Source organism: Streptomyces sp. Mut1 (genome assembly GCF_030719295.1).
Taxonomy (GTDB): Bacteria; Actinomycetota; Actinomycetes; order Streptomycetales; family Streptomycetaceae; genus Streptomyces; species Streptomyces castrisilvae.
Map to the genome: position 1 here is coordinate 5651364 of NZ_CP120997.1, position 23832 is coordinate 5675195.

Genomic DNA, 23832 nt, shown 5'->3' on the forward strand with positions numbered 1-23832 from the left:
TTCCGGCCCGGGTTGTCGGGGCTTCCCCCGCCGGCTCAGTCCCAGGAATCGCGCGCCGCCGGGAGCCGGTCGATCTCCGCCAGGTCCCGGTCGGTCAGCGCGAGGCCGGCCGCGCCCGCGTTCTCGACGGCCCACTGCTCCCGCTTGGTGCCCGGTACCGGAACGACCTGGTGCCCCTGGCGCAGGACCCAGGCCAGGGCCACCTGCGCGGGCGTCGCCCCGTGCCGCTCGGCCGTCCGGCGCAGCCCCGCCACCACGGGCTGGTTCGCCGCCATCATCTCCGCCGTGAAGCGGGGATGCCTGGCCCGCAGATCCTCCGGCTCGAAACCCTGCCCGGGCGTCAGCGTCCCCGTCAGGAAGCCGTTGCCCAGCGGCATCGCGGCCAGGAAGCCCACGCCCCGGGCGGCACACCACGGCAGCAGCGACTCCAGCGCCTGCGGCGACCACACCGACAGCTCCGCCTGCACCGCGCTGACCGGGAAGACCTGCTGAACCCGCTCCAGCTGCCGGATCGTTCCGTCATACGTCCGCGCACCCGGCCGCCGCGCGGCCCGCGCCCCGACCGCGCACAGCCCCAGCGCCCGGACCTTGCCCGCGGCCACCAGCTCCGCCATCGCGCCCCAGGTCTCCTCGACGGGCACCTCGGGATCGGCCCGGTGTAGCTGGTACAGGTCGATCACATCGGTCTGGAGCCGCCTGAGCGAGGCGTCGCAGGCCCGTCGCACATAGCCGGGCCTGCCATTGGCCACGAGGTGCTGATCGCCCACGAGCAGACCGCACTTGGTGGAGACGAACGCCTCCGCCCGGCGCCCCTTCAGTGCCCGCCCCACCAGCAGTTCATTGGTGAACGGGCCGTACATGTCAGCGGTGTCGAGCAGATCGACGCCCGCGTCGAGCGCCGCGTGCACCGCGCGCAGCGCACGGTCGCCCCGCTGCTGCGAGGCGCTGTACGCCCAGCTCATCGGCATGCAGCCGAGACCGACCGCACCCACGGCGAGCGCCGCCGCACCCAGACTCCTGCGCTCCAACTCCCCGAACCTCCCTCGGCCGTGTCGTAAAGTCCCGCCCGGCCCGCGGGCGTGCGACGGGACCTCACGGACACGACCTCGCACCACCCCCCAAAGCTAACCTCTGCCTCCCGCCCGGCTTCGCATAGCCTCCTGACCATGACTTCCACCACGCACTCCGCCCCCGGGCCCGACGTCTGGATGCCCTTCGCCGCCGACGAGATCGAGGGGCTTCCCGAGGGCCTCACCTACCACTTCTGGGACGGCGGGCAGGACTACCCGGCCGACCCCGCCGACTGCGCCTACTACGTCGTCCCCTACATGAAGGGCCTGGACGTCGCGGTCCGGCCGCTCGGCGCGATGAGCGGGGTCCGGGTCGTGCAGACGCTGTCGGCGGGCATCGACCACGTCGAGCCCGGTCTCGCCGGACTGCCCGCGGGCGTACGGCTGTGCAACGCCAAGGGCGTCCACGAGGCGTCCACCGCCGAGCTGACCCTCGCGCTGGTCCTCGCCTCGCTGCGCGGCATCCCCGGCTTCGTGCACGGCCAGGACAAGGAGGAGTGGCGGTCCGGCTTCTACCCGTCGCTCGCCGACAAGTCCGTGCTGATCGTGGGGTACGGATCGATCGGCTCGGCCATCGAGGACCGGCTCGCGCCGTTCGAGTGCGCGCGGGTCGCGCGCGTCGCGCGCTCCGCGCGGACAACCGCACGCGGACCCGTACACACGCTCGACGACCTGCCCGCGCTGCTGCCCGAGGCCGACGTCGTCATCCTCTCCACCCCGCTGAACCCCTCCACACAGGGGCTGGTGGGCCCGGGGTTCCTCGCCGCGATGCGGGACGGGGCGCTGCTGGTCAACGTCGCCCGGGGCCCGGTCGTCAACACCGAGGCCCTGCTGTCCGAACTGGAATCCGGCCGGCTGCGCGCCGCTCTCGACGTCACCGACCCGGAACCGCTGCCGTCGGGCCACCCCCTCTGGCATGCTCCCCACGTCCTGATCACTCCGCATGTCGGCGGCAGCACCTCCGCGTTCCTGCCGCGCGCCAAGCGGCTGATCGCCGGACAGCTCACGCGGTTCGCCGCGGGCGAGCCGCTGGACAACGTCGTACGCACCACCGGCTGAGCACGCACCGAGCACGTCCGGTTCCGTTCCGTGTCCACAACACCGCAGGTCGTCACGGAGAGTAGAGGAACTATGTCCCTGAGTGACGAGTCTGGTGTATCGTCCCGAAAGGGGGGCTGCGCCGTGGCAGGGACGGCGCCGGGGAGCCAGCCACACGCGAGGGGGGCGACGGGCGATGGACGGCCGATGGGCGAACGATCCGACACCGCGGGGCCGGCGACCGGTCAGGGGGCCGGTGTACCGGCGCCGCAGCCGGCCGGGCACCTCGGGGGCACCGAGGTGAGCGCCCCGGCGGGCACCCGCGGAGCGCTCATCGCCGGGCAGCCCGGGGTGGGCCGCGCGTCCGCGCTGCTCGCGCAGCTCGTCCTCGGCCTCGTCTGCGGGGGATACGCGGTGGGTGCGGCCACCGGCTGGGGCTCGGTCCGGGTCGCCCTGTTCATGGGCGACTTCGGCCTCAGTGCCGCCGCGCTGGCCGCCGCCGTCTCCTGCTTCCTGTTCGCCCGCGCCGCGGACAACAGACTCCGGCCCGCCTGGCTGCTTTTCTCGCTCTCCTCGCTGATGGCGTCGGGCGGCAACGCCGTATGGGGCTGGTACGAGTTCGTGCGCGGGGTGCCGGTGCCGAGCCCCTCCCTCGCCGACCTCTTCTACCTCTGCTTCGCGCCGCCCGCCATCGTCGGCCTCCTCGTCCTCGCCAAGCGGCCCGTCACCCGGGCCGGATGGGTCTGCCTGGCCCTCGACTCCTGGCTGATCGGCGGCTCGCTCCTGACCCTCTCCTGGAGCCTCGCTCTCGCCCACACCGCGCACGTCGCGGACGTGGAGGGCGACAGCGTGGCCCGCGCCGCCCTCTCGCTGGCCTATCCACTGCTGGACATCGTGCTGGTCTCCATGGTGCTCGCCCTGCACTTCCGGCGCTCCAGCGTCAACCGCGCCGCGGTCAACACCGCCATCGCCGCGCTCGCCCTGACCGTCCTGTGCGACGCCCTGTTCACCTCGCCGCTGCTGCGCCAGACCTACCACTCGGGGCAGTTGCTCGACGCCGGCTGGTTCGCCGGCTCGCTGCTCCTCGCGTACGCCCCCTGGGGCGCCGCCCGCGAGGCGGACAACGCTGTCCAGGACCCGGCGGCCACCGGGGCGCGCACCACCAGCCGCCCCATCGCCGGCTCGCTGGCCGCGCTGACCCCGTATCTCGCCGCCGCCGTCTGCACGCTGGGCATCCTGTACAACGTCATCGAGGGCCGCCGCGTCGACCGCGTCGTCGTCTTCACCGGGTGCACGGTGGTGCTCGCGCTCGTCGTCCGCCAGGGCATCATGCTCGTCGACAACATCGCCCTCACCCAGGAACTGGCCCAGAAGGAGAACCACTTCCGCTCCCTGGTCCAGGGCTCCAGCGACGTCATCATGATCGCCGCCCCCAGCGGCGTCCTGCGCTACGTCAGCCCCGCGGCCGTCGGCGTCTACGGGCGGGACCCGGACGAGCTGGTCGGCGCCGAGCTCTCCTCGATCATCCACCCCGACGATCTGGGCCGGGTGGTCCACGAGGTGCGCCGCTTCCTCGCCGCCCCGCCCGCCGACGAGCCCACCACCCGCATCGAGTGCCGCTTCCGCTCCGGCTCCGGCGACTGGCTGAACGTCGAGTCCACCGTCAACCGCCACCAGGGCGGCCTGATCCTCAACAGCCGGGACGTCACCGAACGGGTCCGCCTCCAGGCCCAGTTGCAGCACAACGCCGAGCACGACCCGCTCACCGACCTGCCCAACCGCGCGCTGTTCACCACCCGGGTCCGCCAGGCGCTGGGCGGGCGCCGGGCCGGGGACGCGGGCACCGCCGTGCTCTTCATCGACCTGGACGGCTTCAAGGCGGCCAACGACCGGCTCGGCCACCAGGCGGGCGACGAACTGCTCATCCAGGCCGCCCGCCGCCTCCAGGACGCCGTCCGGGCCGGGGACACCGCCGCCCGCCTCGGCGGCGACGAGTTCGCCGCCCTCATCGTCGGCGACGCGGGCCGCGAGCAGGACGCCCGCGAGTGCCAGGTCCACGAGATCGCCGACCGGCTGCGCCTCACGCTCTCCGAGCCCTACCGCATCGGGGCCGGCGAGGTCCGGGTCACCGCCTCCATCGGCGTCGCCTTCGCCGAGCCCGGCATCACCCCCAACGACCTCATGCGCAACGCGGACCTCGCCATGTACCGCGCCAAGGCCGGCGGCAAGAACCGCGTCGAGCTGTACGCCCCGCAGATGCAGGCCGATGTCGTGCGCCGCTCCGAGCTGGCGACCCGGCTGCGCAGCGCCCTGCGGGACGGCGAGTTCGCGCTCCTGCACCAGCCCGTGGTGCACCTGGCCAGCGGCACGGTCGCGGCCGTCGCCGCCCAGGCCCGCTGGCGCTCGGCCCAGGGCATCCTGTTCACCCCCGCCGAGTTCCTCCGGATCTCCGAGGACGGCGACCGCACCGCGGAGCTCGGCCGCTGGCTCCTCGAAGAGGCCGTCGAGCAGGCCGCCGACCGGGCCAGGGCCGGCCACCAGGTCTCCGTGGCCGTCCGCCTCCCGGCCCGCCGGCTGCTCGACCGGGCCCTGCCGGCCGGCTCCGTCGAGGCGCTGCTCACGCGGTACGGGCTGCCTTCCGGGGCGCTCATGATCGAGGTCGCGGACAGCGACCCACGGGTCTCCTTCGAGGACCTGGAACAGCGCCTCGCCGCCCTGCGCCGCCTCGGCGTGCGCATCGCGCTCGACGGCTTCGGCAGCGGCTACGCGGCGATCAACGCCCTGCGCCGGCTCCCCATCGACGTGCTCAAGCTGGACCGCGGCCTGGTCGAGGGCGTGGTCGAGTCCGCCCGGCTGCACAAGATCACCAGCGGTCTGCTGCGGATCGCCTGCGACCTCGGCATGCAGTCCGTCGCCGACGGCGTGGACGTCCCCGAGCAGGTTCTCGCGCTGCGCGCCATGGGCTGTACGCATGGCCAGGGCATGGCCTTCTCCGGGCCGCTAGACGAATACCGGCTGCGCCGCGCCCTGGTCCGCGGTACGTTCCCGGTCCCGGGCACGGTGCCCGCGCAGCCGGTCCTGACGGGCGGCTGGGTCCCCTCCCTCACCGGCTCACATGGTGAGACACCCGTCCCACCCGCTTGACACTCCGCGTGCGTCGGAGAGAGGGTCAATGCCATGCGCACCCGAATTCTCGTACTTGGAAAGCGCGTCGGCTGAAGCAGAGTCCCTCCATGACACTCTGCAGACCGCACCGGCGCGCTCCCCTCGCTTGCCTCACGGCACGAGGGGTTTTTTGTTGCACCGAACCTCGCAAAACGTCGTAAAACACTCGCAGAAACCTCAGCTTCGAGAAGAGAATGCCGATGACCGAGCAGGCCACCGGGGCCCACCATCCCCAGCCGCGGGCCCGTAACGGCGGATCGCCCGCCGCCTCCGTTGAGCACCTCACGGGCGCGCAGTCCCTCATTCGTTCTCTTGAGGAAGTCGGGGCCGACACGGTATTCGGCCTCCCCGGCGGCTGCATCCTCCCGGCGTACGACCCGCTGATGGACTCCACCCGGGTCCGCCACATCCTGGTCCGCCACGAGCAGGGCGCGGGCCACGCGGCCACCGGCTACGCGCAGGCCACCGGCAAGGTCGGCGTCTGCATGGTCACCTCGGGTCCCGGCGCCACCAACCTCGTCACCCCGATCGCCGACGCCGCCATGGACTCCGTGCCCATGGTCGCGATCACCGGCCAGGTGGCCTCCGGCGCCATCGGCACGGACGCCTTCCAGGAAGCCGACATCTGCGGCATCACCATGCCGATCACGAAGCACAACTTCCTGGTCACCCGCGCCGAGGACATCGCGCACACGATCGCCGAGGCCTTCCACATCGCCTCCACCGGCCGTCCGGGGCCCGTCCTCGTCGACATCGCCAAGGACGCGCTCCAGTCGAAGACCGCCTTCAGCTGGCCGCCGGTCATGGACCTGCCCGGCTACCGCCCGGTCACCAAGCCGCACGCCAAGCAGATCCGCGAGGCCGCCCGGCTCATCACCCAGGCCAGGCGCCCGGTGCTGTACGTCGGCGGCGGCGTGATGAAGGCCGGCGCCACCGCCGAGCTGAAGGTCCTGGCCGAGCTGACCGGGGCGCCCGTCACCACCACCCTGATGGCGCTCGGCTCCTTCCCCGACAGCCACCCGCTGCACGTGGGAATGCCCGGCATGCACGGTTCGGTCACCGCTGTCACCGCGCTCCAGAAGGCCGACCTGATCGTCGCGCTCGGCGCCCGGTTCGACGACCGCGTCACCGGCAAGCTGGACAGCTTCGCCCCGTACGCCAAGATCGTCCACGCGGACATCGACCCGGCGGAGATCGGCAAGAACCGCGCGGCCGACGTCCCGATCGTCGGTGACGCCCGCGAGGTCATCGCCGACCTCGTCCAGGCAGTCCAGGCGGAGCACACCGAGGGCAACGCCGGCGACTACACCGCCTGGTGGAAGGACCTCAACCGCTGGCGCGAGACCTACCCGCTCGGCTACGACCTCCCCGAGGACGGCAGCCTCTCCCCGCAGCAGGTCATCCAGCGCATCGGCGAACTCGCCCCGCCGGACACGATCTTCGCCGCGGGCGTCGGCCAGCACCAGATGTGGGCCTCGCACTTCATCCAGTACGAGCGGCCCTCCACCTGGCTGAACTCCGGCGGCGCCGGGACGATGGGCTACGCGGTCCCCGCCGCGATGGGCGCCAAGGCCGGCATGCCCGACCGCACGGTCTGGGCGATCGACGGCGACGGCTGCTTCCAGATGACCAATCAGGAGCTCACCACCTGCGCCCTGAACAACATCCCGGTCAAGGTCGCCGTCATCAACAACGGCGCGCTCGGGATGGTCCGCCAGTGGCAGACCCTCTTCTACAACCAGCGGTACTCCAACACCGTGCTGCACTCCGGCGCCGACACGGACGGCAACGCGGCGAAGGGCACCCGGGTGCCCGACTTCGTCAAGCTCTCCGAGGCCATGGGCTGCTACGCGATCCGCTGCGAGGACCCGGCCGATCTGGACAAGGTCATCGCCGAGGCCAACGCGATCAACGACCGCCCGGTCGTCATCGACTTCATCGTCCACGAGGACGCCATGGTGTGGCCGATGGTCGCCGCCGGCACCTCCAACGACGAGGTCATGGCCGCCCGCGGTGTCCGCCCCGACTTCGGTGACAACGAAGACGACTGAGAGACAGAGAGAGAACGACTCCCATGTCCACCAAGCACACGCTCTCCGTCCTGGTCGAGAACAAGCCCGGCGTCCTGGCCCGGATCACCGCCCTGTTCTCCCGCCGCGGCTTCAACATCGACTCGCTCGCGGTCGGAACCACCGAACACCCCGACATCTCCCGCATCACCATCGTCGTGAATGTCGAGGACCTGCCCCTGGAGCAGGTGACCAAGCAGCTCAACAAGCTGGTCAACGTCCTGAAGATCGTCGAACTCGAGCCGTCCGCTGCGATCCAGCGTGAGCTCGTCCTGGTGAAGGTCCGCGCCGACAACGAGACCCGCTCCCAGATCGTCGAGATCGTCCAGCTGTTCCGCGCCAAGACCGTCGACGTCTCGCCCGAGGCCGTCACGATCGAGGCGACCGGCGGCGCCGACAAGCTGGAGGCGATGCTCAAGATGCTGGAGCAGTACGGCATCAAGGAGCTCGTCCAGTCCGGCACCATCGCCATAGGCCGTGGCGCGCGCTCGATCACCGACCGGTCCCTGCGCGCCCTGGACCGCTCGGCGTAACCATCAGGGGCCCCGCCGCGCCGCTCGTATGGCGAGACCCGAAAACGTATCTGACGCACCCCGCCGTACGGTGGGACGCAACACCTGCACACCAAGGAGAAGACCCAGTGGCCGAGCTGTTCTACGACGACGATGCCGACCTGTCCATCATCCAGGGCCGCAAGGTCGCGGTCATCGGCTACGGCAGCCAGGGCCACGCCCACGCGCTGTCGCTGCGTGACTCGGGTGTCGACGTCCGTGTCGGTCTGCACGAGGGCTCCAAGTCCAAGGCCAAGGCCGAGGAGCAGGGCCTGCGCGTGGTGACCCCGTCCGAGGCCGCCGCCGAGGCCGACGTCATCATGATCCTCGTCCCGGACCCGATCCAGGCCCAGGTCTACGAGGAGTCCATCAAGGACAACCTCAAGGACGGCGACGCGCTGTTCTTCGGTCACGGCCTGAACATCCGCTTCGACTTCATCAAGCCGCCGGCGGGTGTCGACGTCTGCATGGTCGCCCCCAAGGGGCCGGGCCACCTGGTCCGCCGTCAGTACGAGGAGGGCCGCGGCGTCCCGTGCATCGTGGCCGTCGAGCAGGATGCCTCGGGCAACGGCCTGGCGCTCGCCCTGTCGTACGCCAAGGGCATCGGCGGCACCCGTGCCGGCGTCATCAAGACGACCTTCACCGAGGAGACCGAGACCGACCTCTTCGGCGAGCAGGCAGTTCTCTGCGGTGGCACCGCCGCCCTGGTCAAGGCCGGTTTCGAGACCCTGACCGAGGCCGGTTACCAGCCGGAGATCGCCTACTTCGAGTGCCTGCACGAGCTGAAGCTCATCGTCGACCTCATGTACGAGGGCGGCCTGGAGAAGATGCGCTGGTCCATCTCGGAGACCGCCGAGTGGGGCGACTACATCACCGGCCCCCGCATCATCACGGACGCCACCAAGGCCGAGATGAAGAAGGTTCTGGCCGAGATCCAGGACGGCACCTTCGCCAAGAACTGGATGGCCGAGTACCACAACGGCCTGCCCAAGTACAACGAGTACAAGAAGGCCGACAGCGACCACCTGCTGGAGACCACCGGCCGCGAGCTGCGCAAGCTCATGAGCTGGGTCAACGACGAGGACGCGTAGCACCGCCGCCCCGGGGGCGGGCCACGGCCCGCCCCCGGGGTCACTCCACCGCTGGAAGAGGCGGCGTCGTACGGGTGTACAAGTCGACCGGCCTCATGTGGGTGATCCTTCCAACGGGGCGCGGAATGCGTCCTCGCGCATGACTACACTTCTCCCCATACACGCGTCAGGCCCACAGTGTCGTGCGTCTTCCACGCGGCAAGCCCCTCCACGCCTGCGGCCGTCGGGACGGCCGTCCGCCATGGATCTGTGAGGACTCACGTGAGCTCGAAACCTGTCGTACTCATCGCTGAAGAGCTGTCGCCCGCCACGGTGGACGCCCTGGGCCCGGACTTCGAGATCCGGCACTGCAACGGCGCGGACCGCGCCGAGCTCCTCCCCGCGATCGCCGATGTCGACGCCATCCTGGTGCGCTCCGCCACCAAGGTCGACGCCGAGGCCATCGCCGCCGCGAAGAAGCTGAGGGTCGTCGCCCGCGCGGGCGTCGGCCTGGACAACGTCGACGTCTCCGCGGCCACCAAGGCCGGGGTGATGGTCGTGAACGCGCCGACCTCCAACATCGTCACCGCCGCCGAACTGGCCTGCGGTCTGCTCGTGGCCACCGCGCGCCACATCCCGCAGGCCAACACCGCGCTGAAGAACGGCGAGTGGAAGCGCTCGAAGTACACCGGCGTCGAGCTGAGCGAGAAGACCCTCGGTGTCGTCGGCCTCGGCCGCATCGGCGTCCTGGTCGCCCAGCGCATGTCGGCCTTCGGCATGAAGATCGTCGCCTACGACCCCTACGTGCAGCCCGCGCGCGCCGCGCAGATGGGCGTCAAGCTCCTCTCGCTGGACGAGCTCCTCGAGGTCGCCGACTTCATCACCGTGCACCTGCCCAAGACGCCGGAGACGCTCGGTCTGATCGGCGACGAGGCCCTGCACAAGGTGAAGCCCACCGTGCGCATCGTCAACGCCGCGCGCGGCGGCATCGTGGACGAGGAGGCGCTGGCCTCCGCGCTCAAGGAGGGCCGCGTCGCCGGCGCCGGCCTCGACGTGTACGCGAAGGAGCCCTGCACGGACTCCCCGCTGTTCCAGTTCGACCAGGTCGTCTGCACCCCGCACCTCGGCGCCTCCACCGACGAGGCCCAGGAGAAGGCGGGCATCGCGGTCGCCAAGTCCGTGCGCCTCGCGCTCGCCGGTGAGCTCGTGCCGGACGCGGTCAACGTCCAGGGCGGCATCATCGCCGAGGACGTGCGCCCCGGCCTGCCGCTCGCCGAGAAGCTCGGCCGGATCTTCACGGCGCTGGCCGGTGAGGTCGCCGCCCGCCTCGACGTCGAGGTCTACGGCGAGATCACCCAGCACGACGTCAAGGTGCTCGAACTCTCCGCGCTCAAGGGCGTCTTCGAGGACGTCGTGGACGAGACCGTCTCCTACGTCAACGCCCCGCTGTTCGCGCAGGAGCGCGGCGTCGAGGTCCGCCTCACGACCAGCTCCGAGTCGCCCGACCACCGCAACGTGGTCACCGTCCGCGGCACGCTGTCCGACGGCCAGGAGGTCGCGGTCTCCGGCACGCTGGCCGGCCCCAAGCACCTCCAGAAGATCGTCGCCATCGGTGAGCACGATGTGGACCTGGCGCTCGCCGACCACATGATCGTGCTGCGCTACGAGGACCGCCCCGGCGTCGTCGGCGCGGTCGGCAAGATCCTCGGCGAGGCCGGGCTGAACATCGCGGGCATGCAGGTCTCCCGCGCCGACGTGGGCGGCGAGGCGCTGGTCGTCCTCACCGTCGACGACGACGTCCCGCCGTCGGTGCTGACCGAGATCTCCTCGGAGATCGGCGCGGCCTCGGCCCGCTCGGTGAACCTGACCGACTGAGCCCAGGCCCTCCGGCCCCGGCAGTACCTTCCGTACCCGGCATTTAGACGCGTGTCTTACACAAACGTCTGCATGCCGGGTACGCTGCTGTCATGGGACATCGTGAGGATCTGCTCGAAGGCGCGAAGCGCTGCCTGCTGGAGAAGGGGTACGCGCGCACGACGGCGCGTGACATCGTGGCCGCCTCGGGGACGAACCTCGCCTCCATCGGTTACCACTACGGCTCCAAGGAGGCCCTGCTCAACCTCGCCTTCCTCAAGGTGACGGAGGAGTGGGGCGATGTGCTGACCAAGGAGGGCGAGGAGGCCGAGGCCGAGGAGGAGCGGGAGGTGCCGGCCGAGCCGCTCGACCAGTTCCGGGAGACCTGGGAGCGGGTCATCGGGAGCTACGAGCAGACCCGGGCCGTCTGGCAGCTCCAGATGGAGGTCATCTCCCGTATCGACTCCGACCCCGAGCTGAGGAAGTCCCTGGCCGGCCCGCAGCGCGAGGGCCGCGACGGGCTCGCCGAGAACATGCTCGGCATCGACCCCGAGGCCGAGCCGGAGAAGGCCCGCGTGGCCGGCCTCTTCTGCCAGGCGCTGCTCGCCGGCGTCATGGTCCAGTGGCTGATGGACACCGATTCCGCGCCCTCCGCGCAGGACCTCACCGACGGACTGAAGGCGGTCCTGGCGGGCCGCGAGCCCGTCCGCCAGGACCTGCGTTGAGTTCCCCGTCGTCGCCCTGAGGCAGGCGGGGAACTCAACGCAGGCCCTGGAACGGCGGGTCCGGGGCTCGGAGCCGGGCCGTCTTCAGGGCCATGTGCAGCAGCAGCCGGTCCTCGCCGTCGTTCAGGTCGAGGCCGGTGAGCTGCTGGACCCGGGAGAGGCGGTAGTACAGCGTCTGGCGGTGGATGCCCAGCTCGGCGGCGGTCCGCGAGGCCTGGCCGGCGCAGTCCAGGAACACCTCGGCGGTGCGGGCGAGGTCCCGGTGGGGCGGGGTGAGCAGCGGGCGCACCGCGTGGTCGGGCGGCGCGCCCCGGGCGAGCGTGGCCAGCGTCCGGTACGGGCCGATGGCCGGCCACTCGGCGACCGGGCCGTACCGGCTCTCCGCCGCCGCCGCGCGGGCCGCCGCCGACGCCTCGTGCCAGGCGTCGGCCAGCTCCGCGAGGCCCCGGCGCGGGACCGCGATCCCGGCGGTGGCGGCCGTCCCCGCCTCGGCGCGCAGCCGGCCGGCCGCGGTGAGCGCGGGGTCCAGGACGTCGGGGGAGCGCAGCCGGATCAGGGCGGCCAGCGCGGGCGGCCCGGACCCGCCCGGGGGCGGGGCGCCGGTCAGCGCCGCCGCCGAGGGGACCGTGCGCACCGCCGGCGTCTCGTCCGGCCACGGCGCCACGCACACCACGGTGTGCAGCCCCTCCGCGTCCGGGCCGAGCGCCTCGCCGAGCGCGGCCACCGCCATGTCCCGCTGCCAGCCGCGTCCGGCGGTGAGGGCCGCGCCGAACTCCCGGGACAGGCCGGTGCCCGCCCGCTCCTCGTCGAAGAGCAGCGCGCCGATCCGCGCCGCCACCTCCATGGCCGCGTCCAGCTGCCGGTCGGTCGGCCCGGGGTCCGCGTCCAGGAGCCATACGTAGCCGAGCACGACACCCCGATGGCGTACCGGCAGGCAGATGCGGTCCCGGTTGACGCCGGCCTCGGGGGCGGCGGGGATGCGGACGGGGCCGGTGGCGCGGGTGATGCCGAAGTTCTCGAACCAGGCGCGGACCGCCGGGGTGGAGCGGCGGGTCATGATCGACCGGGTGCGGACCGGGTCCATGGCCGTGGTGTCGTCGCTGTCGTGGGCCCCGAAGGCGACCAGGCCGAAGTCGCGGTTCTCCAGCGTCGCCGGGACGCCGAGCAGCGCGGAGATCTCGTCCACCAGCTCCTGGTAATCGCCCTTCACCCGGCCATTCTCGCACCCCTTCAGACATATGTCTGAGATCCAGGGCACGGATGCGTGACAGCTGTCGATGGCCGAGGATCGGAGCAATCCTTAGATTTCACGGTGGTTCTCCGTGCTGTACCGCTTATGTTCCCTACCGGGCTTATACGGCGGTGCGGCCTCGTTCGTACTTTCCGTGGAGGTGCCCCGTGCTGGGTCCCGTGATTCTCGCCGCGTCCCGCAGCGACAAGATGCGTCGGTTCGTCTCGGCCGCGCCCGGCACCAAGCAGGTCGTGGACCGCTTCATCGCCGGTGAGACGGTCGACCAGGTCGTCACGGTCATCGAGGACGCCGCGGGCAGGGGCCTGGAGCTCACCCTCGACGTGGTCGGCGAGGACATCACCACGCCCGAGCAGGCCGCTGCCGCGCGCGACGCCTATCTGGAGCTGATCGACCGGCTGAAGGACCTCGGTCTGGGCACCCGGGCGGAGATGTCCGTCAAGCTCTCCATGTTCGGCCAGGCCCTCCCGTCGCCCACCGCCACCCTCGACGGAGCCGCCTCCGGCCCCGCCGGCACACTCCTCGGCGGCCATGACCTGGCCCTCGCCAACGTGCGCCCGGTCGTCGAGGCCGCCGCCGCGATCGGCACCACGGTCACTCTGGACGCCGAGGACCACACCACCCTGGACTCGATGTTCGCCATCCACGAGGAGCTGCGGAAGGACCACCCGGAGACCGGGTGCGTCATCCAGGCGTACCTGTTCCGCACCGAGGAGGACGCCCGCCGTCTCGCCGCGGCCGGCAGCCGGGTGCGGATCGTGAAGGGCGCCTACAAGGAGCCCGCCTCCGTCGCGTACCAGGACAAGGCCGAGATCGACAAGGCGTACGTCCGTATCCTGCGGATCCTGATGGAGGGCGAGGGCTACCCGATGATCGGGTCCCACGACCCCCGTCTCATCGCCATCGCCCAGGAACTGGGCCGCAAGGCCGGGCGCAAGCCCGACGACTACGAGTTCCAGATGCTGTACGGAATCCGCACCGACGAGCAGACCCGGCTCGCCGCGGAGGGTCACCGGATGCGTGTCTACACCGCGTACGGCACCGACTGGTACGGCTACTTCATGCGCCGTCTCGCAGAGAAGCCGGCCAACCTGCTGTTCTTCGGCCGCTCCATCCTCACCAAGGGCTGAGCCCCTTCCATCCCTCTACCTGAAGGAGCAAAGGAACCATGGACGCTGTGACCCAGGTCCCCGTGCCGGTCAACGAGCCGGTCCACTCCTACGCCCCGGGCTCCCCGGAGCGTGCCCGGCTGGAGGCGAAGCTCAAGGAGCTCGCCGAGAATCCGGTCGACCTGCCGATGACCATCGGCGGCGAGAAGCGGATGGGCGGCGGCGAGCGCGTCGACGTCGTGCAGCCCCACAACCACAAGGCCGTCATCGGCACCTTCGCCGGCGCCACCGAGCAGGACGCCCAGGACGCGATCGACGCTGCCCTGGCCGCCGCCCCGGCCTGGCGCGCGATGTCCTTCGACGACCGCGCCGCCATCATCCTGCGCGCCGCCGAGCTGCTGTCCGGCCCCTGGCGCGAGACGCTGGCCGCCTCCACGATGCTCGGCCAGGGCAAGACCGCCCAGCAGGCCGAGATCGACTGTCCCTGCGAGCTGATCGACTTCTGGCGCTTCAACGTGCACTACGCGCGCCAGATCCTCGCCGAGCAGCCCCCGGCGAACTCCCAGGGCGTGTGGAACCGCATGGACCACCGCCCGCTGGAGGGCTTCGTCTACGCGATCACGCCGTTCAACTTCTCGGCCATCGCGGCCAACCTGCCGACCGCGCCCGCCCTCATGGGCAACGTCGTGGTGTGGAAGCCGTCCCCGACGCAGACGCACGCCGCCGTGCTGCTGATGCGGCTCCTGGAGGAGGCGGGCCTGCCCAAGGGCGTCATCAACCTGGTGACGGGCGACGGCATCGCCGTCTCCGAGGTGGCGCTCAACCACCGCGACCTGGCCGGTATCCACTTCACCGGCTCGACCCCCACCTTCCAGCACCTGTGGAAGACGGTCGGCAACAACATCGCCAACTACCGCACCTACCCGCGGCTCGTCGGCGAGACCGGCGGCAAGGACTTCGTCGTCGCCCACCCCTCGGCCGACCACGCGATCCTGAAGACCGCCCTGACCCGGGGCTCCTTCGAGTACCAGGGCCAGAAGTGCTCGGCCAGCTCGCGCGCCTACGTCCCGGCCTCCATCTGGAACTCCGGTTTCAAGGAGGCGTTCGCGGCCGAGGTCGACTCGATCACCATGGGCGACGTCACCGACCTGTCGCACTTCATGGGCGCCGTCATCGACGACCGCTCCTTCGCGAAGAACAAGGCCGCCATCGACCGCGCCGCCGCCGACCCGGCGTGCACGATCATCGCGGGCGGCACGTACGACGACTCGGTGGGCTATTTCGTCCGTCCGACCGTCATCGAGTGCAGCGACCCCGAGAACGAGGTCTTCACGACCGAGTACTTCGGCCCGATCCTCGCCGTGCACGTCTACGAGGACGAGAAGTACGACGCGATGCTGGAGCAGATGGAGTCGGTCTCCGACTACGCCCTGACCGGTGCCGTCATCGCGAACGACCGCGCCGCTGCCGCGTACACGATGGAGAAGCTGCGGTACGCCGCGGGCAACTTCTACATCAACGACAAGTCGACCGGTGCCGTCGTCGGCCAGCAGCCCTTCGGCGGCGGCCGCGCCTCCGGTACGAACGACAAGGCGGGCGCGCCGCAGAACCTCCAGCGCTGGACCCTCACCCGGGCCATCAAGGAGACCCTGGTCCCGCCGACCGAGTACACCTACCCCCACCAGGGCTGACACCCCCCCCGGGGCGCCCCACCCCGGCGCCCCGCCCCGAGTCCCGCCCCCCGTCCGGTTCCCCTGCCGGACGGGGGGCGGTTTCCATGGGCGCCCCCCGTCCCAGCCGTGCACGATCAGCCCCAGCCGCGCACGATCAGCCCCAGCCCGGCCGCGAACCCGCCGCCCAGCAGCACCAGGTAGCGGCCGTACAGCCGGCGGTGGCGGCGCAGCAGCAGGCCGAACGCGGCGAAGGCGAGGCCCACCGTCAGGGTCCGGGCGCCCCGCGCCGCCGCCGAAGCGGCCAGCCAGTCCTTCGCGGGCACCGGGGTCCGGCCCGCTTCGGCGCCGTACACCTTGAAGGGGATGCCGTTCCACGGCTGGTGGCGTACCGCCGCCGCGCCCTCCAGGGCCAGTTCCTGGCGGACCTGCGCCCGCATCCGGTCCGTGGTCAGCGGGGCCGGCAGGTGCACGCCCGCCGCCGCCAGGTGCAGGGCGAGCAGCCCGCCCGCGAGGCTGCCGGCCAGGGCGCCCAGCGACATCCTCAGGGCCGCGCGGGGCACCGCCACGCACACCACGCCCAGCAGCAGTTCCGGCATCAGCGGCCAGCTCAGCGCCTCCGCGAACGCCCAGCAGAACGCCAGCGGCAGCCCCAGCCGCGAGGTGACGACGGCGGCCACCCGCCTGCGCGCCGCGGAGTCCCCGAGCGGTTCGGCGGCCGTGCGGTCGTGCAGCTCGCGCACCGCGTCGCGGGCGGCCTCGGGGGAGACCCCGGACGGCAGCGGCTCGCCGATCGTGACCCGGACCAGGGACGAGCGCAGCCGGCCGTGCTTGGGCAGCAGCCGGTCCGTGCCCGCGATGCCCACCGGCACCACCGGGACCCCCGCCTCGTCGGCGAGGACCAGCGCGCCCCGGTGGAAGGAGCCCAGGGCGCCGTCCTTCGCCCGGGTTCCCTCGGGGAACAGCACGACCGCCCGGCCCTCCCGCAGCTCGCCGGTCATCGAGAGCAGGTCCGCCATGCCGCCGCCCGCCCGCCGCACCGGGAAGCCGGCCGCCAGCCTGCGGCAGATCCGCCGCCGCCAGGGGGAGGCGAACCAGTAGTCGGCTGCCGCGCCGATCGCCGGGCCGTGCCGGGCGTCGAGCGCGGCGAGGAGGGCCGCGGTGTCCGCGTGCGAGGTGTGGTTGGCGACGACCACGCAGCCGCCGCGCGGCAGCCGGCCGCGCCGCTCGACCCCGCCCGTGAGGCTGAGCACGCCCCACCACAGTCCGCGCCGCAGCGCGGAGGCGACGCGGGAGCGGACCGGGAGGACCCGGTGGACGGGGGTGCGCGGCAGGGTCGTCATCACGTCATCACCATCGCCAGGAGGAGGGCCACCAGCAGGGAGTCGATCCGGTCGAGCAGCCCGCCGAAGCCCGGCAGCCAGCTGCCCGCGTCCTTCACCCCGGACTCGCGCTTGACCATCGACTCGACCAGGTCACCCAGGACACAGCCACCGGTCACGGCAGCCCACAGGGGGAGGCCGAACTCGCCGAGCACCAGCAGGAGCAGGGCCGTCGCGAGTCCCGCGCCCAGCACACCGGCCCAGGTCTTGTTGGGGGAGAGCGGCGACAGGGGGCGGGACAGCGGTCCGCGCCGCCCCAGCGCCGTACCGCCGCACCAGGCGCCGACATCGCCGAGCGCCACCGCCAGGCCCACCGCGACCGCCGTCTCGCCGAGCGTCACCAGGCCGGTCAGCGCGACCGGTATCCACAGCAGGCCGAACACGGTCCGGGCGGTCCGGGTGAAGCCCGACCGGTCGTCGCCGCCCAGCACGGACGGCAGCGCCGCCGCGATCAGGAGCACGGCCGCCGCACGCGGGTCCAGCAGGTGCGGGGCGAGCCACGCCAGGGCCGGCAGGGCCACCGAGGCCGTCACCAGCACGGCCAGGTCGCCCCGGCGCAGCCCCGCCATCCGGGCGTACTCGCCGGCCGCGACCACGCCGAGCCCGGCGGCCAGCGCGTACGTCCCGCCGCCGCCCAGGAAGAACGCCCCCAGGAAGACCGGGGCGACCAGCGCCCAGGTCCGCCAGCGCCTGCGCAGTTCGGCGCGCGTCCGCAACCGTGCGGGGAGGACCGCGACGGCGACCCCGCCCGCGCCCAGCACACCCGCGACCAGCGGCACCGCGCGGGCGGCCGCCTCCTCGGCGATCAGTACGGCGCTCATGCCAACTCCCGCCAGAGACCGGCCAGCCGGAGCGCCGCGGTGAGCAGCGAGCCGGCGGCGATCACGATCAGCACCGGGACGGCCCAGCCGCTCGCGGCGGCGACCACCACCAGCAGGCAGCGCTCGGTCTTGCCCACCGGGCCGCCGTTGCGCCGGGGCGCCCCGGCGGCGGCCCCGGCCAGCGAGACCCAGGACGGCAGCGTGGCGGCGAGGGCCGCCACGGCCACCGGCCCGAGTGGGGCGAGCGCCAGAAAACCTGCCAGCACCACCAGGTCCGCGACCCGGTCGCCCAGCTCGTTGAGGACCGCGCCGCGCCGGGTCGTACGGCCCGTGTCGCGGGCCAGCGCCCCGTCCAGGTTGGCGAAGGCGAGCCGCGCCGCGAGGAGGACCGCGACCGGCAGGGCGGCCGGGCCCGCGGGGAGCAGGGCCAGGGCGGCGGCGGCACCGGCCGCGGCGGCCACACCGGCGGCGGTGAGGGTGTCGGGCGACACCTCACGGCGGGCCAGCGAGGCGCGGACACCGGAGAGCCGGTCCGCGTACCAGGGCTTGAGAGCGTAGAGGCCGTTCATGGCCGCAACTCTCGTGCGACGCACGTTCTTTCGACACGGGTCGGGTACTCAAGTACGGCTGAGTACCCGGGCCGGGGGCTACCGCCCGGCCGTGCGGATCAGCATCTTGCCGGTGTTCTCGCCGCGCAGCATGCCCAGGAAGCCGTCCACGGTCCGCTCGAACCCGTCCACGACCGTGACGTCCGGCGCGATCCGGCCGGTGCGCAGCCGAGGCACGAGCAGGTCCTCCAACTCGCCCTGCGCGTCCCGGTGGTTGCGGACCAGGACGCCTTCGAGACGCAGGCTCTTGCCCACCACGTCGAACAGGTTGCGCGGGGCCGGCGGCGGCCGGTGGGCCGCGTGGTACTGGGCGATGGCGCCGACCCAGGCGATCCGGCCGAACTCGCGCATCGCCGCGATCGTGCCCTCCAGATGGTCCCCGCCGACGTTGTCCACGGCGGCGTCGATCCCGTCCGGCGCGGCCTTCGCCAGCAGCTCGCCGACCGGCCCGTCGTGGTAGTCGAACGCGGCGTCGAAGCCGAGCTCCGAGGTGAGCCGGGCGGTCTTCGCCGCCGAGCCCGCGCTGCCGACGATCCGGCCCGCGCCGAGCAGCCGGGCGATCCGGCCGACCGCCGTGCCCACCCCGCCCGCGGCGGCGGAGACGAACAGGTCCTGCCCCGGCCGCAGTTCCAGGACACGGGTCAGGGCCACATAGGCGGTGAGCCCCGTGCCGCCGAGGATCGAGAGGTGGGCGGTCAGCGGCACCCCCTCGTACGACGGGAGCAGGCGGGTGCCGTCGGTGCCGGCCGTGACCAGGGCGTGGGTGCGCCAGCCCCGCCGGTGGAGGACGAGGTCGCCCTCCGCGAGGCCCGGGTCCCGGGAGGCGGTGACCCGGCCCACCGCGCGCCCCTCCAGCGGTGCGTTCAGCTCCCAGCCCTCGTCCATCTCCTCGCGGTGGTACGGGTCCACGGAGAGGTAGAGGTTCTCCACCAGGGCCTGCCCGGGGGCGGGGGCGGGCAGCGGGGACTCGGTGAGGGCGAAGAGGTCCGGGGTGGGGAAGCCGGTGGGGCGGGCGGTCAGGTGGAAGGCGCGGGCGATGCGTGTCGTCGTCATGGCAGTGACCGTAGGAAGGAACTTTCCGGCCCGGCAGCGGGTTGCGTCGATGGAAAGGCCGTTTCCATGAACAGCTTTCATGGATCGGTGATCGAATGGATCGAGGGGACCCGCGCGATGGCCGACCTGACCCCGCACGAGCTGCGCATCCTGCTCGCCGTCGAGAGCGCGGGCAGCTTCTCCGGCGCCGCCGTGGCTCTGGACATGACGCAGTCGGCCGTCTCCCACGCGATCCGGGCGAGCGAGCGCAGGATCGGCGCCGTCCTCTTCGAGCGCGGCCGCAAGGGTGCCACGCCCACCCCGGCGGGCGCGAGCGCCCTCGGGTACGCCCGGCGCGTCCTGCGGCTGCTGGAGCTGATGGGCGCCGAGGCGCGGGCGGCCGCGGCCGGGCCAGGGTCGGCCGCCCCGGCGGGGGTGCTGCGGATCGCGGCCTTCCGCAGCGCCGCGCTGCACCTGCTGCCGCCCGCCCTGGAGCGGCTGCGGACGCGCCACCCGGGGATCGAACCGGTGGTGCGGGTGGTGCGCGAGCTGGGGCGGGGCACGGCGGGCGAGGTCCTGGACGGGCGCGCCGATCTGGGGATCGCGACCATCGGGACGAGTGCGCCGGTCCCCGATGAGCTGGTGGGGGGAGTGCTGCGGGAGGAGGAGTACGCCCTCGTGTATCCGGCCGGTCATCCGGCGCCCCGGACGCTGCCGCTGCTGGACTGGGCGGAGAACTGCACCTCGTACACCCGGGACTGGTGGGCGGCGCAGGACTGGATTCCGCGGGCGACCGTGGAGGCCGAGGACGACGGAGCGGTGCTCTCGATGGTGTCCGCCGGTCTCGGCATGGCGATCATGCCCGGACTGTCCCTCCATGGAGCACCGGACGCGGTCGGGATCACCGCACTCGGACCGGAGCGCCCGACCCGCGCCGTGGGCTACGTCACCACCCCTGAGCTGGCACGTTCCCCCGCCGTGCGGGCCCTCATCCGAGAGCTGAGAGTGAGCGGCGGGTGAGTCGCCGTAAACCTCCGTCTCAGATAGTAGGAAGTCCGAGTAATTGTGGAGACAGACCGGCGAGGCTGTTCTAGCTTTGTAGAAGCCGAACGTCTCGCTCGATCAAGCGACTGGCGGTCGTGAGCGCGCGCCCTTGCGCAGGCAACCCCTGCGGCGCCTGCTCCCCGCCCCTTCCGGCACCTCGAAATCACTGATCTCGACATCACTTCACGCTGTTCGATCTCGAAATCCGCGCGATCTCAAGGAGTCGATCCACCATGGCCGAGACCACCATCCGCCGCCGCGTCCGTCACGCCCACCGCCCGGCCGAATCGGAGCGCAAGGCCGCCGCCGCGGCCCTCCAGCGCGCCCTCGACCGCAGGGACAACGGCGGCGCCACCGGTCACTGAACCGGCCCGCCGGCCGCGCTCAGCCGCGGCTGATCTCGAAGTGGTCGACGCGTTCGCCGGACTCGGCGAGTGCGGTGACCTTCATCCGGGCGTTCCGCCCGGTCTCCACCTCCACCGCGAGGAACGAGAAGCCCGTGTAGCGCACCCGCGACCACTCCACGGTCTCGGTGGCCTTCGCGCCGCCCTTGGCCACGTGGTAGGTGTCCACGCTCTCCAGGTCCGTGACGTGGCCCTCGTAGCTGTCGGGCGCCGGGAAGTCGTACAGCGCCTTGCCCGCGCCGCCCGCCGTGACGTAGACGATGCCGTCCCGCCTCGGGTCGGTGCGCTCGCCGATGGGCACCTCGCGCTTCACGGCGTTCTTCAGGATCGCGTCGGTGCGCTCGTAGACGTGGTTGTGCCCGTTGATGACCAGGTCCACCTGGTGCTTCTCGAAGAGCGGCACCCAGGCGTCGCGCACCCCGCCGTCCGAGGCGTGCGCGTTCGTCGTGGAGAAGGCGCAGTGGTGGAAGAAGACCACCAGGAAGTCGATGTCGTGGCGGGCCCGCAGCTCGCCCAGGCGCCGGTCCAGCCACTTGGTCTGCCTGCCGCCGCTGATCCCGAAGTTGGCGGGGATCTCATAGCTGACGTCGTTGGCGTCCAGCGCGATCACGCCGACGTTGCCGTGCACGAAGGAGTAGGCGCCGGGCTGGTTGACCGGGTCCGGGCCGTTGTCCGGCAGGGTCCAGCGGGCGTTCTGGCCGCCGTAGCCGTCCGGCGAGTACCAGGCCTCCATGTCGTGGTTGCCGGTCGTCACCATCCACGGCACGGTCTTGGAGACCGTTTCCGTCTGCGCCAGGAACTGGTCCCAGGTGCGCGCGTCATAGGTGTCGCTCGTCTGGCCGGAGCCCGACGGGTCGGCGTAGCAGATGTCACCCGCGTGCAGGTGGAAGGCCGGGTTCTGGCCCAGGATCAGCTGGTCGTTGCCGAGCGCGTGGTAGCTGACGCCCTGGTCGCCGAAGGCGGTGAAGGTGAAGTTCCGGGCGTGCGAGGGCGCGGTGGTGAAGGTGCCGAGCGTGCCCAGGTTGCGGGTGTCGGCCGGGTCGAAGCCGTCGTGGCCGACGCCGTAGTAGTACGTCGTGCCGGGCTTCAGCCGCTCCAGGGCGGCGTGTACGTAGAACTGCTCGGCCGCCGCGATCTTGCCGTCGTTCAGCAGCGGCGTCGTCAGGTGGCGCACCTCGGCGTCGATCTTCCGGCTCAGCGCCCACGGCTTGAGCCCGATGCGGACGTAGGGGCGGCGCACCGCGAACGGCACCTGCCAGGAGACCGCCATCCGCGTCCTCGGGTCGGCGCCGTACGCCAGGTGCCGGCCGAACGGGGCGACCAGCGAGCCGTCGACCCGGGTGGTGCCGCGCGAGGTGAGCACGGTGGGCGCCGCGTAGGCGGGGGAGGAGGCGAGGCCGATCCCGGTGCCGACGACGGCGGCGGTCGCCGCGCCGGTCCGCAGCGCCCCGCGGCGGGTCAGCCGGGTGCGCAGGTAGTCGTGCTGCTCGGCCATGCTCATGCGGTCGGCGAGCTTCTCGGGGATACCGAAACGGGGGATGTCCATGGCCGACAACCTCCACCGGCCGCCTGACGCGATCCCGTCGAATAGATGAACGGTACACGTACAGCTGCCCATGTGTCCGTATGGTGGACGTGACGTGTCATGGGGTGGGACGGGCAGTAAGGTGCCGGACATGTCTCGCAGCATCAATCTCGCAGTGATCCCCGGTGACGGTATCGGCCAGGAGGTCGTGGCCCAAGGCCTCAAGGTCCTCAACGCTGTTCTCCCGCAGGATGTGAAGCTGGAGACCAAGGAGTACGACCTTGGCGCCCGGCGCTGGCACCGTACCGGCGAAACCCTTCCCGACGCGGAGCTCGAAGCCCTCAAGGGCCACGACGCCATCCTGCTCGGCGCGATCGGTGACCCGTCCGTGCCCTCCGGTGTCCTGGAGCGCGGGCTGCTGCTGAAGCTGCGCTTCGCCTTCGACCACTTCATCAACCTGCGGCCGTCGAAGCTGTTCCCGAACACCGACACCCCGCTGGCCGGCCGTCCGGACATCGACTTCGTCGTCGTCCGCGAGGGCACCGAGGGCCCGTACACCGGCAACGGCGGCTCGCTGCGCACCGGCACGGAGCACGAGGTCGCCACCGAGGTCAGCCTGAACACCGCCTTCGGTGTCGAGCGGGTCGTCCGCGACGCCTTCGAGCGCGCCGCCGCCCGCCCGCGCAAGAAGCTGACGCTGGTCCACAAGAACAACGTCCTCGTCTACGCGGGCCACCTGTGGAAGAACACCTTCGACAAGGTCGCCGCCGAATACCCGCAGGTCACCACCGACTACCTGCACGTCGACGCCGCGACGATCTTCTTCGTCACGCAGCCGGAGCGCTTCGACGTCATCGTCACCGACAACCTCTTCGGTGACATCCTCACCGACCTCGCCGCGGCCGTCTCCGGCGGCATCGGCCTGGCCGCCTCCGGCAACATCAACCCGACGGGCGCCTTCCCGTCGATGTTCGAGCCGGTCCACGGCTCCGCCCCCGACATCGCGGGGCAGGGCAAGGCCGACCCGACCGCCACGATCCTCTCCGTCGCCCTCCTGCTGCGCCACCTCGGCTACGAGGCCGAGGCCGCGCGCATCGAGGACGCCGTCTCCGCCGACCTCGCGGAGCGAGGGGGGCACCTCCCAGGCTCTTCGGGCTCTGGGGGAGGTTCCGCTCGCGGCACCGACGAGATCGGCGACGCCCTCGCGGTACGCGTAGCGGGCTGATCCGACGACTCCCACAGAAGCCGCCGGGTCGCAACGCACCCGGCGGCTTCTCCTGTGCGGCCCCGGGTGTCACCATCGAACCCTGGACCGCATTCGCGCCATTTCCTGCACGGCCCCCGTCGGGCGATAATCGAACGGGACCGTGGTTCGCAGTGAAGCTCGGACGTCCTAGCACCTGTCCCCGTCAGGGGCGCGGACGCGGTCCTACACACACAAAACGG

19 protein-coding genes are annotated in these 23832 nt (G+C 72.0%); 12 read left to right on the top strand and 7 right to left on the bottom strand.

Translation table 11 applies throughout. The features are described 5' to 3' along the window. Nucleotides 1-35 precede the first annotated feature (35 nt). Nucleotides 36-992: an aldo/keto reductase gene (locus P8A18_RS24705; RefSeq protein WP_306061125.1), complete on the bottom strand. Its 957-nt coding sequence runs from the start codon at nt 990-992 to the stop codon at nt 36-38. A gap of 174 nt (nt 993-1166) precedes the next feature. Between P8A18_RS24705 and P8A18_RS24710 the strand changes: the two genes are divergently transcribed. The 7 genes from P8A18_RS24710 to P8A18_RS24740 all read left to right on the top strand — a co-directional run bounded on the left by P8A18_RS24710 (nt 1167) and on the right by P8A18_RS24740 (nt 11542). Then, nucleotides 1167-2129: a 2-hydroxyacid dehydrogenase gene (locus P8A18_RS24710; RefSeq protein WP_306057733.1), complete on the top strand. Its 963-nt coding sequence runs from the start codon at nt 1167-1169 to the stop codon at nt 2127-2129. Between the two features lie 279 nt (nt 2130-2408). After that, entirely contained in the window at nt 2409-5252 is a 2844-nt protein-coding gene (locus P8A18_RS24715) for a putative bifunctional diguanylate cyclase/phosphodiesterase (RefSeq protein ID WP_306061127.1), read from the top strand. 215 nt (nt 5253-5467) lie between these two features. Then, the gene (locus P8A18_RS24720) at nt 5468-7324 is read left to right on the top strand and encodes an acetolactate synthase large subunit (RefSeq protein ID WP_306057735.1); all 1857 of its coding nucleotides are present in this window, start codon (nt 5468-5470) and stop codon (nt 7322-7324) included. Nucleotides 7325-7347: 23 nt separating this feature from the next. Continuing rightward, nucleotides 7348-7875 (top strand): acetolactate synthase small subunit, encoded by a 528-nt coding sequence (ilvN, locus tag P8A18_RS24725; protein ID WP_018102507.1) that lies wholly within the window; start codon nt 7348-7350, stop codon nt 7873-7875. 107 nt (nt 7876-7982) lie between these two features. Continuing rightward, nucleotides 7983-8984 carry a ketol-acid reductoisomerase gene (gene ilvC, locus P8A18_RS24730; protein ID WP_306057738.1) on the top strand — a complete coding sequence of 334 codons (1002 nt, stop codon included), beginning with the start codon at nt 7983-7985 and terminating at the stop codon, nt 8982-8984. A 261-nt stretch (nt 8985-9245) separates the two neighbouring features. Next, nucleotides 9246-10838 carry a phosphoglycerate dehydrogenase gene (gene serA, locus P8A18_RS24735; RefSeq protein ID WP_306057740.1) on the top strand — a complete coding sequence of 531 codons (1593 nt, stop codon included), beginning with the start codon at nt 9246-9248 and terminating at the stop codon, nt 10836-10838. A gap of 92 nt (nt 10839-10930) precedes the next feature. Continuing rightward, nucleotides 10931-11542 carry a TetR/AcrR family transcriptional regulator gene (locus tag P8A18_RS24740; protein ID WP_306057742.1) on the top strand — a complete coding sequence of 204 codons (612 nt, stop codon included), beginning with the start codon at nt 10931-10933 and terminating at the stop codon, nt 11540-11542. 34 nt (nt 11543-11576) lie between these two features. Here P8A18_RS24740 and P8A18_RS24745 read toward each other — a convergent pair whose 3' ends face one another. After that, nucleotides 11577-12752, bottom strand: a complete 1176-nt coding sequence (locus P8A18_RS24745) for a PucR family transcriptional regulator (RefSeq protein WP_306057744.1) — start codon at nt 12750-12752, stop codon at nt 11577-11579. Nucleotides 12753-12940: 188 nt separating this feature from the next. On the opposite strand from P8A18_RS24745, the gene P8A18_RS24750 reads away from it, so the two are divergent. Both P8A18_RS24750 and pruA read left to right on the top strand, forming a co-directional pair. Then, on the top strand, nt 12941-13921 hold the full coding sequence (locus P8A18_RS24750; RefSeq protein WP_306057746.1) for a proline dehydrogenase family protein: 981 nt from the start codon (nt 12941-12943) through the stop codon (nt 13919-13921). A gap of 38 nt (nt 13922-13959) precedes the next feature. Continuing rightward, nucleotides 13960-15591 (top strand): L-glutamate gamma-semialdehyde dehydrogenase, encoded by a 1632-nt coding sequence (gene pruA / locus P8A18_RS24755; protein ID WP_306057748.1) that lies wholly within the window; start codon nt 13960-13962, stop codon nt 15589-15591. 116 nt (nt 15592-15707) lie between these two features. Here the strand turns inward: pruA and P8A18_RS24760 are convergent, their stop codons facing one another. From P8A18_RS24760 to P8A18_RS24775, 4 genes are all read right to left on the bottom strand, one after another. Next, complete coding sequence (locus P8A18_RS24760) at nt 15708-16913, bottom strand: lysophospholipid acyltransferase family protein (RefSeq protein WP_306061129.1); 1206 nt, start codon at nt 16911-16913, stop codon at nt 15708-15710. After that, nucleotides 16913-17773 carry a phosphatidate cytidylyltransferase gene (locus P8A18_RS24765; RefSeq protein WP_306057750.1) on the bottom strand — a complete coding sequence of 287 codons (861 nt, stop codon included), beginning with the start codon at nt 17771-17773 and terminating at the stop codon, nt 16913-16915. The genes P8A18_RS24760 and P8A18_RS24765 overlap by 1 nt, the downstream gene beginning before the upstream one ends. Further along, entirely contained in the window at nt 17770-18342 is a 573-nt protein-coding gene (locus tag P8A18_RS24770) for a CDP-alcohol phosphatidyltransferase family protein (protein WP_306057752.1), read from the bottom strand. Before P8A18_RS24770 ends, P8A18_RS24765 begins: the two co-directional genes overlap by 4 nt. 78 nt (nt 18343-18420) lie before the next feature. Then, complete coding sequence (locus P8A18_RS24775; protein WP_306057754.1) at nt 18421-19434, bottom strand: NADP-dependent oxidoreductase; 1014 nt, start codon at nt 19432-19434, stop codon at nt 18421-18423. A 117-nt stretch (nt 19435-19551) separates the two neighbouring features. On the opposite strand from P8A18_RS24775, the gene P8A18_RS24780 reads away from it, so the two are divergent. Together P8A18_RS24780 and P8A18_RS24785 are read left to right on the top strand one after the other, a co-directional pair. Beyond that, nucleotides 19552-20433, top strand: coding sequence for a LysR family transcriptional regulator (locus tag P8A18_RS24780; RefSeq protein ID WP_306061130.1), 882 nt, complete (start codon nt 19552-19554; stop codon nt 20431-20433). A 257-nt stretch (nt 20434-20690) separates the two neighbouring features. Next, nucleotides 20691-20822, top strand: a complete 132-nt coding sequence (locus P8A18_RS24785; protein ID WP_018553234.1) for a hypothetical protein — start codon at nt 20691-20693, stop codon at nt 20820-20822. A 19-nt stretch (nt 20823-20841) separates the two neighbouring features. On the opposite strand, the gene P8A18_RS24790 is transcribed toward P8A18_RS24785, so the two are convergent. Continuing rightward, the gene (locus P8A18_RS24790; RefSeq protein ID WP_306057757.1) at nt 20842-22407 is read right to left on the bottom strand and encodes a purple acid phosphatase family protein; all 1566 of its coding nucleotides are present in this window, start codon (nt 22405-22407) and stop codon (nt 20842-20844) included. A gap of 130 nt (nt 22408-22537) precedes the next feature. Here P8A18_RS24790 and P8A18_RS24795 point away from each other — a divergent pair, with 130 nt between their 5' ends. Then, entirely contained in the window at nt 22538-23611 is a 1074-nt protein-coding gene (locus P8A18_RS24795) for a 3-isopropylmalate dehydrogenase (RefSeq protein ID WP_306057759.1), read from the top strand. The last annotated feature ends 221 nt before the right edge of the window (nt 23612-23832 follow it).